General features: G+C 60.4%; 15 protein-coding genes. 5 read left to right on the top strand and 10 right to left on the bottom strand.

Annotation, left to right across the window (positions count from 1 at the left end; translation table 11 throughout):
• The first annotated feature begins 34 nt into the window (after positions 1 to 34).
• Entirely contained in the window at positions 35 to 2,203 is a 2,169-nt protein-coding gene (locus tag I5L03_RS10880) for a transglycosylase domain-containing protein (protein WP_197921793.1), read from the top strand.
• A 5-nt stretch (positions 2,204 to 2,208) separates the two neighbouring features.
• On the opposite strand, the gene I5L03_RS10875 is transcribed toward I5L03_RS10880, so the two are convergent.
• Genes I5L03_RS10875 through fmt form a run of 4 tightly spaced genes read right to left on the bottom strand, consistent with a single transcriptional unit; the run spans position 2,209 to position 5,379 of the window.
• Positions 2,209 to 2,616 (bottom strand): hypothetical protein, encoded by a 408-nt coding sequence (locus tag I5L03_RS10875; protein WP_197921792.1) that lies wholly within the window; start codon positions 2,614 to 2,616, stop codon positions 2,209 to 2,211.
• The gene (locus tag I5L03_RS10870) at positions 2,609 to 3,718 is read right to left on the bottom strand and encodes an alcohol dehydrogenase catalytic domain-containing protein (protein ID WP_197921791.1); all 1,110 of its coding nucleotides are present in this window, start codon (positions 3,716 to 3,718) and stop codon (positions 2,609 to 2,611) included. Before I5L03_RS10870 ends, I5L03_RS10875 begins: the two co-directional genes overlap by 8 nt.
• A gap of 9 nt (positions 3,719 to 3,727) precedes the next feature.
• The gene (gene truA / locus I5L03_RS10865) at positions 3,728 to 4,477 is read right to left on the bottom strand and encodes a tRNA pseudouridine(38-40) synthase TruA (RefSeq protein WP_197921790.1); all 750 of its coding nucleotides are present in this window, start codon (positions 4,475 to 4,477) and stop codon (positions 3,728 to 3,730) included.
• Positions 4,474 to 5,379, bottom strand: coding sequence for a methionyl-tRNA formyltransferase (gene fmt / locus I5L03_RS10860; RefSeq protein ID WP_197921789.1), 906 nt, complete (start codon positions 5,377 to 5,379; stop codon positions 4,474 to 4,476). Before fmt ends, truA begins: the two co-directional genes overlap by 4 nt.
• Before the next feature lie 44 nt (positions 5,380 to 5,423).
• On the opposite strand from fmt, the gene recR reads away from it, so the two are divergent.
• From recR to I5L03_RS10845, 3 genes are all read left to right on the top strand, one after another.
• Positions 5,424 to 6,020, top strand: a complete 597-nt coding sequence (gene recR / locus I5L03_RS10855) for a recombination mediator RecR (RefSeq protein WP_197921788.1) — start codon at positions 5,424 to 5,426, stop codon at positions 6,018 to 6,020.
• Positions 6,021 to 6,142: 122 nt separating this feature from the next.
• Positions 6,143 to 6,709 (top strand): peptide deformylase, encoded by a 567-nt coding sequence (gene def / locus I5L03_RS10850; RefSeq protein WP_197921787.1) that lies wholly within the window; start codon positions 6,143 to 6,145, stop codon positions 6,707 to 6,709.
• A complete protein-coding gene (locus tag I5L03_RS10845; RefSeq protein ID WP_197921786.1) occupies positions 6,706 to 6,909 on the top strand; it encodes a hypothetical protein in 204 nt (67 codons plus the stop codon). The genes def and I5L03_RS10845 overlap by 4 nt, the downstream gene beginning before the upstream one ends.
• 55 nt (positions 6,910 to 6,964) lie before the next feature.
• Here I5L03_RS10845 and I5L03_RS10840 read toward each other — a convergent pair whose 3' ends face one another.
• Both I5L03_RS10840 and I5L03_RS10835 read right to left on the bottom strand, forming a co-directional pair.
• On the bottom strand, positions 6,965 to 9,037 hold the full coding sequence (locus I5L03_RS10840; protein ID WP_325100175.1) for a spermine/spermidine synthase domain-containing protein: 2,073 nt from the start codon (positions 9,035 to 9,037) through the stop codon (positions 6,965 to 6,967).
• A gap of 103 nt (positions 9,038 to 9,140) precedes the next feature.
• Positions 9,141 to 9,545: a four-helix bundle copper-binding protein gene (locus tag I5L03_RS10835; protein WP_197921785.1), complete on the bottom strand. Its 405-nt coding sequence runs from the start codon at positions 9,543 to 9,545 to the stop codon at positions 9,141 to 9,143.
• 102 nt (positions 9,546 to 9,647) lie between these two features.
• Here I5L03_RS10835 and rmuC point away from each other — a divergent pair, with 102 nt between their 5' ends.
• The gene (gene rmuC, locus I5L03_RS10830) at positions 9,648 to 11,045 is read left to right on the top strand and encodes a DNA recombination protein RmuC (RefSeq protein ID WP_197921915.1); all 1,398 of its coding nucleotides are present in this window, start codon (positions 9,648 to 9,650) and stop codon (positions 11,043 to 11,045) included.
• A gap of 18 nt (positions 11,046 to 11,063) precedes the next feature.
• On the opposite strand, the gene I5L03_RS10825 is transcribed toward rmuC, so the two are convergent.
• The 4 genes from I5L03_RS10825 to rapZ are packed head-to-tail and all read right to left on the bottom strand — an operon-like array spanning position 11,064 to position 13,559.
• Positions 11,064 to 11,864: a TrmH family RNA methyltransferase gene (locus tag I5L03_RS10825; protein ID WP_197921784.1), complete on the bottom strand. Its 801-nt coding sequence runs from the start codon at positions 11,862 to 11,864 to the stop codon at positions 11,064 to 11,066.
• A 35-nt stretch (positions 11,865 to 11,899) separates the two neighbouring features.
• A complete protein-coding gene (locus tag I5L03_RS10820) occupies positions 11,900 to 12,175 on the bottom strand; it encodes an HPr family phosphocarrier protein (RefSeq protein WP_197921783.1) in 276 nt (91 codons plus the stop codon).
• Between the two features lie 15 nt (positions 12,176 to 12,190).
• Positions 12,191 to 12,595 (bottom strand): PTS sugar transporter subunit IIA, encoded by a 405-nt coding sequence (locus I5L03_RS10815; RefSeq protein ID WP_197921782.1) that lies wholly within the window; start codon positions 12,593 to 12,595, stop codon positions 12,191 to 12,193.
• 55 nt (positions 12,596 to 12,650) lie between these two features.
• Positions 12,651 to 13,559, bottom strand: a complete 909-nt coding sequence (gene rapZ / locus I5L03_RS10810) for an RNase adapter RapZ (protein WP_197921781.1) — start codon at positions 13,557 to 13,559, stop codon at positions 12,651 to 12,653.
• Positions 13,560 to 13,576 lie beyond the last annotated feature (17 nt).

The raw sequence follows: 13,576 nt of genomic DNA, 5'->3' as shown, positions 1-13,576 counted from the left end.
AAAGGCTGTATTGCCTTGCTAACACAGCTGGGTAATGGGAATTTTCCGCAAGCTCTTTGTGCGGCGTCAGCCGGACAACCTCTGGTCTGAGCGCGATCTCGCATTGGAGAACGCGCCGTGGAGCCCGTTGCATGGGCTCGACGATGATGATGATCTCCCTGGCCGCTATGACAGCGCCGGTTTCACTCGTCCGCATCCCAAATATTCGCGCGGCTGGCGGCGCATCATTCCCGCGCGCTTGCAGGACAAGAGCTGGCTTTGGTGGATCAGCCGCTGGGCCGCTCTCTTTCTGGCGATAGTCATACTGCTGATCGGCTATCTGGCTGTCACCGCGCCGCTTTCCAAAAGCCTGGAGCCGATCGCCGCGCCGCAAATCACCCTGCTCGCCGCAGACGGCACACCGATTGCTCGCAATGGCGCCGTGGTGGATGAGCCGGTGCAGGCAGCACACCTGCCGGACCATGTGATAGAGCCGTTTCTCGCTATCGAGGACAGGCGCTTCTATTCGCATTGGGGCATCGACCCGCGCGGTGTCGGGCGCGCCGTTTTCACAGGCGTGGGCGGCGGCTCCACGATCACGCAGCAGCTCGCCAAATTCACGTTTCTGACCCCAGAACAGACGCTGACGCGCAAGGCGCGAGAGGCGCTCATTGCACTTTGGCTGGAAGCGTGGCTTACCAAGGATGAGATCCTTGAGCGGTACCTCTCCAACGCCTATTTCGGCGACAATATGTATGGCATCCGTGCCGCAAGCCTGCACTATTTCTACCGCCATCCGGAGAATTTGCGGCCCGAACAGGCGGCGATGCTGGCGGGGCTGCTGCAAGCTCCCAGCCGCCTCGCGCCCACGCGCAATCCCGATCTCGCCGCCGCGCGATATGGGCTGGTGAAAAACGCCATGGTCGCTGCCGGCTACATCACGCAGGAAGAGGCCGCTGCGATGGCGGTGCCAACGCTCGACGTGCGTACGCGCAACGATCTGCCCACAGGAACTTACTTCGCCGATTGGGCGCTGCCAGAAGCGCGCGAAATTGCGGGCATGTCCTATTCGCGCGAGACGCTGACCACGACGCTGGACTCGCGTCTTCAGAACATTGCCCGCCGCGTGGTCGAACGCGCGCCGCTGGGTGAAGCGCAGGTCGCACTGGTGGCCATGCGCACCAATGGCGAAGTTGTGGCGATGATCGGTGGGCGCGATTATTCCGAAAGTGCGTTCAACCGCGCAACGCAGGCGCGCCGACAGCCGGGGTCCACTTTCAAGCTGTTCGTGTATCTCGCCGCCCTGCGTGCAGGGTGGAGCCCGGGCGATACCATCGCGAATACCGAGTTCACGCAAGGCAGCTACCAGCCCGGCAATTACGGCGATCGATATTCGGAAGAAATCACGCTGCGCAATGCCTTTGCGCAAAGCTCCAATGTCGCCGCAGTTCGGCTGTTCAACGAAGTGGGCAGCGAGGCTGTGATCGAGACTGCGCGAGAGCTGGGTATCACGACCGCTCTGCCACAAGGCGACCCCTCACTTGCGCTGGGCACGTCCACCATGAGCCTGCTCGAACTCACCGCTGCCTATGCCGGAGTGGCAGGCAATTCCTTCCCGGTTCGCCCGCGCGCCTTTCCGTTAGAAGAGGAGGGGTGGTTCGAATGGCTCTCCAGCGGCCGGGGCAGCCTGAATGCAAGCGATCACGAGGACATGCAGGACATGCTGCGCGCCGCGATAAACGATGGCACGGGCAGGGCGGCCAGTCTGTCAGTCGCCAATTTCGGCAAGACAGGTACAACGCAGGACAATCGTGATGCACTGTTCGTTGGCTATGCGGGCGATCTGGTGGTCGGCGTGTGGATCGGGAACGATGACAATTCATCGCTAGACGGCGTGACCGGCGGAGGCCTGCCTGCACGCATTTGGCGCGATTTCATGCGCGGCGCTCTGGGCGCGGAAGCCGCGCCCCCGCGCGCCACACCATCGCCCGACCCTAGCGGGCCGGTGGAGCCATTGGACGTTCCCAACCTTGAGGACATCCCCATGGGCGAGCGCAGTCGCCTGACCATTCGCGATGGCGAAGCCGTGCTCAGCACAGATTTCGAAGGCGTGCCGCTGCAGATCGGCGTGCGCGATGGTGAGCTTACGTTAGATGTTGACGAGGACGCTGCTGCACAGGGGTTGGAGGAGACTAACAATCAGCCTGCCGGCCAGCAACGCTAATTTGTCTAGCCTTCGCTAGCCTCGGAAGCAGGCTTAAAGCGGGGCAATAATTCCAGCACGATGACCATTGCAGTCCATACCGCCAATGTCGGCTGCAATTTTGGCGGCACTGCGATCTGGGCCATTTCCAGAAGTTCAGGCAGAGCGGCGACCAGACCGATGGCCATCAGTCCGTAGAACAGTTTGTAGACGCTCGATCCCAAGTAAAGAATGATAACGACTAACGTCGCCGACATCAGCAGCAACAGAGCAAAGTCATAGTTCTCGAGTGAGCGACTGTCTGCCAGCACAAAACCAAGCACGGCACCGAATACAACATTCAAGCCGCGAATATTCGCGTGATACTCAGCTTCCGTTACGGCGAGCGTTATCGGGATGTGATACCACTTAGGTGTCGAAGGCGTTTTAGCCATGCGGCGTCACCAGGTATTTCTCGCCCGTCTTCATTTGCGAATAATCCATGATCGCATCCTTCGTAAGCATCTCTTCCAGCCCGACACGCTCTTTGTAAGAACTTGCGAACGTCGTTTTCAGCCCGTTCGCCACACGTTGGCGGAGGGCCATCATCGTAGGAAGATCGCAGCTTTCAAGGAAGGGCATCAGCAGCCACCCTGAGACAGTCCAGCCGAAACCGTAGCTTGGCGTCAGGATCGTGGGCGAGAGATCGAGGCGGCCGTAGATGTACATCTTCTTGGCCTGATTGGAGCCGTAGCGGCTGTATTCGGTCATCTGCGATGCCGCCACCCGCTCCATGGCGCGCAGGCAGGTGTCGGTGGTCGCGCCGCCGCCGATTGGATCGAAGCCGAGATAGGCACCGCTATCGGAAATTGCCGAGGCGAGATCTTTCTCGAAATCGCCATCGGATGAATTAACGACATGGCTCGCGCCGATGCCTTTCAGCAGCTCGACCTGCTCCTGCTTACGCACGATATTGACGAGCGCGATCTCGTCTTCCTGACAAATGCGATTGAGCATTCGTCCAAGGTTTGACGCGGCAGCGGCATGGATGATCGCATCATGCCCTTCGCGCTTGGCGGTCTCGACAAAACCCAAAGCAGTCAATGGGTTGACGAAGGAACTTGCCCCTTCTTCTGCAGTGTGATCGCCAAGCGGCAGGCACATCATCGCATCGGCGATCGCATATTCGCTGAAGGCATTACCGGGCACGCAGGACACGCGCTGGCCCATCAGCGCCTGCGCCATCTCGCCATCGCCCGCCGCGATGACTGTGCCAGCACCTTCATTGCCCACCGTCTGCGGCTTTCCATGCCGCGCAGCTTGCCCGGCGGCCACTTGCGGATGCACCTTGGCGACTATCTTGCCAGCAGAATATTCCGCATTTCCCAGATCGGCACCCGTCGTCATCAGGAAAAGGTCCGACGGGTTGATTGGCGCTGCCTCCATCTGCACCAGCACCTGATTACCTGTCGGCGCAGGAAATTCTTTTGTCTCGAGCGCCAAGGTCAGCGTTCCGTCGGAAGTGAGCGTCGATACAAGCTGGCGTCCGGTGGTCATGGTTCTCTCCTAATCCTCGTCTGGATAATGCGCGGCGACGAAATAGAGCCCCTCTGGCGGGGCGTTGAGGCCGAGCGCTGCGCGGTCTTTCGCTTCCAACGCCTCGGCTACCTGATGGGTCCGCCACTGCCCCTGGCCGACAAGAGCCAGCGTGCCGACCATTGAGCGGACCTGATGATGCAGGAAACTGCGCGCGGCGGCGCGGATAATCACGGCGTCGCCTTCACGCGACACATCGAGCCTATCCAGAGTCCTTACCGGGCTGGCAGACTGGCAATGCGCGCTGCGAAAAGTCGTAAAGTCGTGGCTTCCAACAAGCAGCTGTGCAGCCTCATGCATGGCGTCGCTGTCGAGATCGCGGGCGATGTGCCAGGCGCGGCCTTTCTCGATTGTCAGCGGCGCACGGCGATTGCGGATGCGATATTCATAAGAACGGCCAATGCAGGAAAAGCGCGCGTGCCAGTCATCGGGTTTCTCCTCGCAACCGATGATGGCGATGGGATCAGGGCGAAGGTTCGCGTTGAGCGCTTCCATCAGCCGGAATGGCGCGATGTCTTTTGCGATATCCATATGGCTGCGCATCGCGAGGGCATGCACGCCGCTATCGGTGCGGCCAGCGCTGTGCAACGTCACCGCTTCTCCCGTTACCGTGTGGGCCGCCTCCTCGATCGCCTGCTGGACAGAGGGCGAGTGCTGCTGGCGCTGGAGGCCGCAAAACGGCCCGCCATCGAATTCGATAGTAAGGGCAAAGCGTGTCACGAAAGCTGCGTTCCCTCGCACACGGGATTTCCGCGCAGGAATTGCTCCCGGCTCATGGTCGGTTTGCCGGCCTTTTGCAGCGTCACAGGCCGGAGAGCTTTCTCTCCGCAAGCAATCGTCATCTCATCGTCGATCAGCGTACCGGGTTCGCCCGAAGCATTGATGATCTCGGCCCGCAGCAATTTGACGCGAACATCGTTTAGCTCGAACCATGCGCCCGGAAATGGCGCGAAGGCGCGGACATTGCGCTCGATATCCTCGGCCGGCTGGGCAAAATCGATATGAGCTTCGGCCTTGTCGATCTTCGGCGCGTAGGTGGCGAGCGTATCGTCCTGCTCCTCCGGCTCCAGCTCCTCCAGCTGCGCCAGCGCCTCCACCATTAGCCGCGCACCCATCTGCGCCAATTCGTCGTGCAATTCGCCGGTCGTCTTGCAAACAATTGGAGTGCTACTCTTCAGCAGCATGGGGCCTGTATCGAGGCCCGCCTCCATCTGCATGATGGTGATGCCGGTTTCCTCATCGCCTGCCTGGATCGCCCGATGGATCGGCGCAGCACCACGCCAGCGCGGCAACAGGGATCCGTGGACGTTTAAGCAGCCATGCTTGGGTGCGTCGAGAACAGCTTGCGGCAAGAGCATTCCATAGGCAGCGACCACCGCAACATCCGCGCCCAGGGCGGCCAAAGCCTCCTGCTCCTCTGCGCTTTTCAAGCTGGTCGGCGTGCGCACTTCGATCCCCAGTTCCTCAGCGCGCGCATGGACCGGGGAAGGGCGCTCTTTCTTGCCGCGGCCCGAACGGCGCGGGGGCTGCGAATAGACTGCCGCCACATGATGATCCGCCTCCACCAGCGCATCGAGCACCGGCACGGCGAAATCGGGCGTTCCCATAAAGATTATGCGCAAACTGCACCTTCCTATCTGCTCCGCATGGCCCTATCTGCGAGGGGATGGCATCGCAAGAGATTGAAAATCTGGCAGCAGCCTTGGCCCGCCTTCCCGGGCTCGGGCCGCGATCCGCGCGGCGGGCGGTGCTGTGGCTGGTCAAGCATCGTGAGACTGCTTTGAAACAGGTTCTGGATGCTCTGGGTGCCGTTCAGGACAAGCTCGTCGAATGCGACTCTTGCGGCAATGTCGACACACAGAACCCCTGCACGATTTGCGCCGATCCGCGCCGCGATGCCAAGAGCATTTGCGTGGTGGAAGATGTTGCCGACCTATGGGCGCTCGACCGGGCGCGGCTGTTCACCGGCAAATACCATGTGCTCGGCGGGAGGCTGTCCGCGCTGGACGGCGTAAGGCCCGAGGACCTGACCATCGACCAGCTGCTGGGCCGCGTGGCAGAAGGCGGAGTAGATGAAGTGGTCCTTGCGATGAATGCGACGCTGGAGGGGCAGACTACCGCGCATTACATCGCCGAAAAGCTCGAAGACCGCCCCGTTCGGATCACCCAGCTCGCCCACGGCTTGCCGGTAGGCGGAGAGCTCGATTACCTCGACGAAGGGACGCTGGCGCAGGCGCTGCGGGCGCGGCGACCACTTGGTTAGCCCACCCCGCTGCGACTAGCTCGCTGCGCTCGACAAGTCTCGCTCCCCTCCCGCAGGCGGCAGGGGTTGGGGGTGGGCCAGCGGCGTTGAATACTTTGTTCAGCGGAACTATATCTCGCCCCATGGCTATCAGAGAAATCCTTGAAGCGCCGGATCCCCGGCTCAAAACCGTGTCCAAGCCCGTCGATACCTTCGACGATGATCTCAAAACGCTCGTCGATGACATGTTCGAGACGATGTATGCAGCGCATGGCATCGGCCTTGCGGCGATCCAGGTGGGCGAACCCATCCGCCTGCTGGTGATCGACCTGCAGGAAGAGGACAAGGACGCAGAGCCTGTCGAATGCGAGCATGACGGCACGAAGCACACCCACCAGCCGGTTATCAATGACCCGCGCGTTTTCGTGAATCCGGAAATCCTCGACCCCAGCGATGACATGGGCACCTATCAGGAAGGCTGCCTTTCGGTCCCCGATATCTATGCCGATGTGGAGCGCCCAGCGCGATGCCGCGTTCGCTATCAGGATCTGGACGGCAACCAGCACGAGGAAGAAATGTCAGGCATGCTGGCGACCTGCATCCAGCATGAAATGGACCATTTGAACGGCATCCTCTTCATCGATCACCTCAGCCGCCTAAAGCGGTCGATGGCTTTGAAGAAGCTGAAGAAGATGCGCGAAGCCGCGTGAACGGGCCGCTGAGCCTGCGCAAGGCTGCGATTGGCGGGTTTCTCTACGCGGTCGCGATGTGCATCTGGCGCTATGTCACCTCTGATGACACGCTGGATGTGCTGAGCGTCAAGTTCGCGGTCTATTTCGCGTTCTTCACGACGGGCTTCTGGATCCTCTACAATCTCTTCGCCACGTGGAAGTCGCGCGGCGACGACTGAAAAGAAAAAGAGCCGCTCCATCGGGGCGGCCCTTTTCGTTCTTTGGTGTCGCAGGTTAGCCAGCGCCGGTAACCTGCGGTCGGACCTTCGGGATGAGAGCGAAGGCTAGCAGGTAGAGCGCACCGACCACAATCAGCAGATTGTTGTAGCCGGTGAACAGCGCCGCATATTCCAGGCATCCGCCAAGGATTGTGCCGAGCAGGTTCACGGCAAAGGCGCTGCGCGTATCGCCGCTTTCGCGGAAACGCTTGGAGAAGGCCACATTCGCGATGAAGATCGGAATGAAGGCCAGCAGCACCGCAGCCACGACGCGCGGCCAGAACGGCATGGCGAGCAGCCATTCTTCGGGGACAAAGAAGGCAGCAAGCAATGATGCGAGCATCGCCGCATAGCACCAGCCAATGGGCGGTGTTTTGAATTTACGGGTATATTCCACCGCTGCCAGCACGACCACCAGCACTCCGCCAAACACCAATGCGTTGACGAACCATGTCGTGCCAAAGAGCAGCGCGTAGGTCGCGATATTCTTTGTTTCCAGCAGCATGAAAGCCGCGCCCATGAAGAACAGGTCTGCATAGGCACGCATTTCCTTCAGCGGGCCGCCGAGCGTGCGGACGGTGATAAGCGATGCCAGCAGGATCAGCCCCAACGTCACGATGTATAGTGGCGGGAAGTTGTCGCCTTTGAAGTAAATGAAAGGCGAATTGTCAGTTGCGGGCTGCATATCCGCTTCTGCGCTGACAGGCTCCCACACGCCTTGGCACGCCTGGTCTGCCGGGGTCAGGCCGATCGTAATCACGGCCTGCGCATCGTCGAACGTGTCGACACAGGGCGCGTGGCCGAACGCCGCTGTAGTGGTGTTAGCTAACCGATCGATCAGCCAGTCCTCGCGATAGTAATTGTACATCGCGAAAGTGCCGCCGGGATTGAGGCGATCGCGAACCGATTGCATGGCTTCTTCGGTGAAGAGGAAGCTTTCCAGGCGGATCTGCGATGCACCGTTTACCAGCGTCAGACTGTCCGGCAGTGCGAAGAGGATGAAATCGTAGGTCTTGTCGGTGCCTTCCAGAAAGGCGCGGCCATCATTGATATGACGGGTGACGCGCGGATCCTGATAGGGGCGGTCGATATTTTGCTCGACACCGACTTCCATGATGCGCGGATCAATATCGACAGCATCGACACTTCGCGCTCCATTATCGAGCGCGATAGCCAGATCGGAGCCGGAACCGGCCCCCACGATCAGAACATCGCCAAGCTCTGCAGACGCCCTGCGCTCGTAAGGAGTGAAATAGATATCATATTGCATCGCCCGGCGAAGCTCGAGCGGAGCCATGATCTGGTGGGGTACGCCATTGGCGCGGATATTGACCACGCCATCGATGGGCGGATCGGAATCGAGAGTCTGGATCTTGTAATAGGGCGACCAGCTGATATTCTCATCGGTGCTTTCGTTGAAAAGTATGACGAGCAGCGGCAAGGTCCATGCCGCCATCGCAAGGCGGCGCTTCTTCTCAGACAGGGCGACATATAGGACGCCGGCGACCAGGCCCCAGATCAGGCTTGGTGCATGCATGAAGCTGAGCATGGAAAAGGCGACGATGCCTGCGAGCGAGCCGATCAAATCCCAGCGATAGGCCTTGAGCGCAGGCAGCTTGGCAAAGCAGCGCCCGACCAGCTCGGCAGGGCCGGCAAGGATTACGGCGACAAGGCAGAAGATTAGCGGAAGCGCGAGCCATGCGGGCGGTCCGCCCAGTTCCAGCGCGGTCCAATAGAGTATCTCTCCGCCCTCATGCTGGATGCTCATCGGGTAACGGATCACGCCGACGGTCAGCAGGGTGAGCAGTGGGAGCGACCACGGCCAGATCGACCAGCTTTTGCGGCTGATCAGAAAGCCTGCGCCGATGCCGAGAAAGCTTCCCAGCAGCACGAAGTTGGAAAAGTAGGAAAGGTGGATCACATTCGATCCGAGCCAGCGGATCAATGCCAGCTCCACAAACAGCATCAGCGTGGCCGACGCGACCAGCCGCGTGGCGACTCTGCCCTCGCTCTCGGCGCGGTGGCCTTCAGCCGATACTTTTTCCGGCGCGTCGGTCAGAGCGGCCGGATTCTTTTCTGCAATGTCCACGTAGACGTCCCCTGTATCTCGATCAGGCCGAGCTACAGGGGACGCGTTAAAAAGGTTTTAACCATAACAGCCGCGCGATGACGCGACTTGGCGCAGGCTCAGATCAGGCGGTCGCTGCGTCGACCATGCCGTCCAGCGCTTTCATGCAATCTTCCATGCATTCGCGGCACATTTTCTCGCAGCGGCGGCAGTGGTCATTATCGTGCTTGGCGCATTCTTCTGCGCAGACCTTGCAGGCGATGATGCAGGCTTCCAGCAGCGACTTGATGACGACAGTATTGCCATGCGTACGCCGAGCGGCAACGGTGCTGACGGCTTGGCAAATGTCGGAGCAATCCGAGCATTTGCGGATGCACTCTGACATATCGCCGGCTTCGGCATTGCACGCATCGACGCAAGAATTGCAGATTGCCGCGCAATACATGGCGTATTTCACTGCCTGAGCGAGCTGCTCGTTGTAATCGTCACCTACATTGGGATGCTCGCTAATCATTTCCTTGATCGACATGGCTTTTCTCCTTGGTTGTCTGGAGAGCGAACGGGGCGGGGGATTGGTTCCAACTGAAGGTTTGACGGTTGGTGCGTTCCGGCTATGTTCACGCCTATGGAAATGACTGCTCTTATCGTGGGACTGGTGGCGCTGGTGATCGGCGCTGGCCTTGGCTGGTTCTTTGGATCGCGCCCCGTCGCCGATTGGAAAGCCCGCCATGCCGAACGCGATGTGGAGGCGAAGGCGCTGGATGAGAAATTCCGCAAGGCCATCGTCGATCTGGAGAACGCGACCGTGCGTGCGGAGCGGGCTGACGGGCTCGAAAAGCGGCTGGATGAAGCGCGTGAGGAGCTGACCGGGCTCAAGGCCCAGGCAGCAGGTTTTGCCGAGCAAAAGCGCCTGCTCGAGGAAAGCCGCGAGAAGCTGTTGAAGGAATTCGAGAATACCGGCGCTGCGGTGCTGGGGAAGGCGCAGGAAGCGTTTCTCGCCCGGGCGAACGAACGCTTCGCCCATTCGGAAAAGGCTAGCGCGGAGAAGCTTTCGACATTGCTGAAGCCGGTCGATGATCGCCTGAAGAAATACGAGGCGCAGGTCGAGCAATTGGAAGCCAAACGCGTCGATGCCTTCGGTCAGCTGACGGGCCTGATCGAGAATATGCGGCGCGGGCAGGAAGAGGTGCGGCGCGAGGCGCAGCGGCTCGGCAATTCGCTCACCAATGCTCCCAAGGCTCGCGGGCGCTGGGGAGAGCGGGCACTGCAGAACGTGCTCGAGCAGTGCGGCCTATCCGAACATACGGATTTCCACCTGGAGCAATCGGTCGATACCGAAGACGGACGGCTGCGGCCCGATGCCATCGTGCATGTCCCGGGGCAGAAGAAACTGGTGATCGATGCCAAGGTCTCGCTCAACGCATATCAGGCTGCATTCGAGGCGGATGACGATGATGAACGCGCGCGTTTAATGGGGCTGCATGCGAAAAGCATGCGCAACCATGTGCAAACGCTGGGTGCTAAAAGCTACCAGAGCCAGTTCGACGATGCGCCTGACTATGTGGTGATGTTCGTTCCGGGTGAGCACTTCGTCGCCGCTGCATTGGAAGCCGATCCCAAGCTGTGGGACTTCGCGTTTGAGAACCGTGTTTTGCTCGCAACACCGACCAATCTGGTCGCCATCGCGCGGACTGTCGCGCAGGTCTGGCGGCAGGACAAGATGGCTGCGGAAGCGCAGGAAATCGGCAAGATGGGCGCGGAGCTCTACGATCGGCTGCGTGTGGCCGCCGAACACATGAAGCGCGTGGGTGGCGGGCTCGAAACGGCAGTCAGCAACTACAACAAATTCGTCGGCAGCTTTGAGCGCAACGTCCTCACATCGGGCAAGCGCATGGCGGAGAAAGGTCTCGAAATCTCCAAGGAAATTGAAGATGTGCCGCTCGTCGAAGGCGCGCCGCGCTATACGGCGGAAGACATTTCGGAAGATGATCCCGCGCTGCTGTTACAGGGTGATGGTGAGAAGAAATAAGCGGCGGCGTTTGCCAAGCTAGCAATCAAGGCTAGCCAGCACCTCATAGCCTAACACCGCCGCTGCCACAGCCGCGTTGAGCGAGTCAGCGCGACCGCGCATCGGCATGGTGACGCGCAAGTCGCAGGAAGTTTCGTACTCTTCTGGCAGGCCTTGGGACTCATTACCCACCATCACGAAGCACGGCGCGGCATAGGGTGCCCCGCGATAGGGCACAGCATCGCGCAAGGATGCGGCCACGAGTTGGCCTTCACCTTCGCGCAGCCAGTCATGAAAGTCGCTCCACGGCGCGCGGGCGATGTTCTGGGTGAAAATCGCGCCCATGCTGGCGCGCACGGCCTCCACGCTGAAGGGATCGGCGCAATCATCGATCAGGATGAGCCCGCCTGCGCCGATGGCATCGCCTGTACGCAGCATTGTGCCGAGATTGCCGGGGTCGCGCAGCGCTTGCGCCACCAGCCAGATATTCGCGTTGGTCCGGTCCAGCGCAGCGAGCGACGTGTCGAATTCGGCAAAGACGCCGGCCACGCTTTGCGGATTGTCCTTACCGGTGATCTTGCCGAGAATCTCCGGGCCGGTGGTGATAACCTCGCCCCCGGCACTATCGACCGCGTTTTCCAGCGCGCTGAGCAGCGGATGGTCATCGCGCTGCTGCGCCATCACCAGCACTTCGGGCACACGGCCACTTTCGCGCGCATCGGTGAGCAATCGCAGACCCTCGGCAAGAAATTTGCCTTCGCGCTTGCGGTGCTTTTTCTCGCGCAGGCTGCGCAGATATTTGACCGTGGGATTGGAAAAGCCGGTGATGTGCTTGCGCATGGCGCTGTCTATTCGCCGCGCAAACGGCGCTCCATTCAGTCTTCGCCGAAGCCGTTTTCCACCAGCATGACAAGCTCGGCCAGCCGCTCCTCGGCGTTGTCGCCCTCAACCGACAGGACGACTGTATCGCCCTTCGCTGCGCCGAGCATCATCAGACCGAGGATCGAGGTGCCAAGCGCATCATTGCCATCCTTGGCAACTTTGACCGTGGTGCCTTCCATCTCCGCCGCCGCAGCGACGAATTTGGCGCTGGCGCGTGCGTGCAGGCCGCGTTTGTTGACGATCAGAACTTCCTTGATGTTGTCGCTCAACCCCAAAAACCCCTTTCAGGCATCCTGGCCGAGAAACTCGGATGCCATCGTAATGTAATTGCGCCCCGCGTCGCGGGCGGCTTCGGCTGCCGCAGCCAAGGCCATTTCCTTGCGCGCACCAGCCAAGCGGATCAGCATCGGCAGATTGATTCCGGCGATCACCTCGGTCTTGCCCGGCTGCAGCAGCGAAATCGCGAGATTGGATGGCGTGCCGCCGAATAGATCGGTCAGCAGGATCGCGCCTTTTCCGGTGTCCACGTCCTTGATTGCCTTGGCAATATCGGCGCGGCGCAGTTCCATGTCGTCATTGGGACCGATGCAGATCGTGGCAACGCCTTCCTGCTGCCCCACCACATGTTCCATGGCGGACACGAACTCATCGGCCAGCTGGCCATGCGTGACGAGGATAATTCCGATCATCGACGAATAAAGCTCTTAGTGGGCGACCAGCTTTTCTGCGGAACCATCACACTCATCACGTTTGCTGCGTGCCTTCTACCAGTTCCGCTGCGCGGGACCCCAGATTGCGATGCAGGACCGTGGGCGAAAAGCCGCCATCGCGCAAGACCTGCGCCATTTTCTCGGCGGTGTAGACGCTGCGATGTCTCCCTCCGGTACAGCCGAAGGCAATGTTCACATAAGCCTTGCCCTGATCGGCATAGCGCGGGAGCAGTTCCAGGAGCAGCGATTTGATCTTGTCGAAAGTGGAGGCGAAAACTGCGCTCTTCTCGATAAAATCGCCGACATCTTTATCGAGCCCTGTCTGCTCTTTCAGCCCCGGCTCCCAATGCGGATTGTCGAGATAGCGCATGTCGAAGACCAGATCGGCCGTCGGCGGCTTGCCTCGCGCAAAGCCGAAGCTGGAAACAGTGACAGTCATATCCTTGGGCGCGGTCTGCGAAAATTGGTCGCGAATCGTCTGTTTCAAATCGTTGACGGTAAAGTCGGTGGTGTCGATCAGAACATCGGCCCAGCGGCGCAGCGGTGCGAGCAGTTCCCGCTCCGCCGCGATGCCGGATGCGACCGGCAAATCCTGCGCCAGAAAATGGCGCCGCCGTGTCTCGTTGAAGCGGCGTTCCAGCTCATTGCCCGCGCAATCGAGGAAAAGCGTGGTGATCGGAATATCGTCTTCTTCAAGCCAGCCTTTGACCTGTTCGATGATATCTTCCGGCTTGAACCCGCGCGTGCGGCAGTCGAAGCCGATGGCGAGCGAGAAAGGCTCATCATCATGGCCGACAAGCCTGTCGAGCAGGCGGATCGGAAAATTATCGATCGACTCCCAGCCCAGGTCCTCCAGCTCGCGCAGGGCGGTGGATTTGCCGGCGCCCAGCATGCCGGTGACCAGCAGGATGCGTTGCGGCTTGGGGCGAGTTGGATCAGCCATACAGTGCGATGTGCGCC

The sequence above is a fragment of the Aurantiacibacter sediminis genome (genome assembly GCF_016019885.1).
In the GTDB taxonomy this organism is placed as follows: Bacteria; Pseudomonadota; Alphaproteobacteria; order Sphingomonadales; family Sphingomonadaceae; genus Alteraurantiacibacter; species Alteraurantiacibacter sediminis.
Note: the sequence above shows the minus strand (reverse complement) of the source record. Positions and strands in the feature narration are given on the sequence as shown.

Excerpts from the sequence above, each read along its gene's own strand:
- I5L03_RS10880 (WP_197921793.1), top strand. The coding sequence starts at position 35 with ATGGGAATTTTCCGCAAGCTCTTTGTGCGGCGTCAGCCGGACAACCTC.
- I5L03_RS10875 (WP_197921792.1), bottom strand. The coding sequence starts at position 2,616 with ATGGCTAAAACGCCTTCGACACCTAAGTGGTATCACATCCCGATAACG.
- I5L03_RS10870 (WP_197921791.1), bottom strand. The coding sequence starts at position 3,718 with ATGACCACCGGACGCCAGCTTGTATCGACGCTCACTTCCGACGGAACG.
- recR (WP_197921788.1), top strand. The coding sequence starts at position 5,424 with ATGGCATCGCAAGAGATTGAAAATCTGGCAGCAGCCTTGGCCCGCCTT.
- def (WP_197921787.1), top strand. The coding sequence starts at position 6,143 with ATGGCTATCAGAGAAATCCTTGAAGCGCCGGATCCCCGGCTCAAAACC.
- I5L03_RS10835 (WP_197921785.1), bottom strand. The coding sequence starts at position 9,545 with ATGTCGATCAAGGAAATGATTAGCGAGCATCCCAATGTAGGTGACGAT.
- rmuC (WP_197921915.1), top strand. The coding sequence starts at position 9,648 with ATGACTGCTCTTATCGTGGGACTGGTGGCGCTGGTGATCGGCGCTGGC.
- I5L03_RS10825 (WP_197921784.1), bottom strand. The coding sequence starts at position 11,864 with ATGCGCAAGCACATCACCGGCTTTTCCAATCCCACGGTCAAATATCTG.
- I5L03_RS10815 (WP_197921782.1), bottom strand. The coding sequence starts at position 12,595 with ATGATCGGAATTATCCTCGTCACGCATGGCCAGCTGGCCGATGAGTTC.
- rapZ (WP_197921781.1), bottom strand. The coding sequence starts at position 13,559 with ATGGCTGATCCAACTCGCCCCAAGCCGCAACGCATCCTGCTGGTCACC.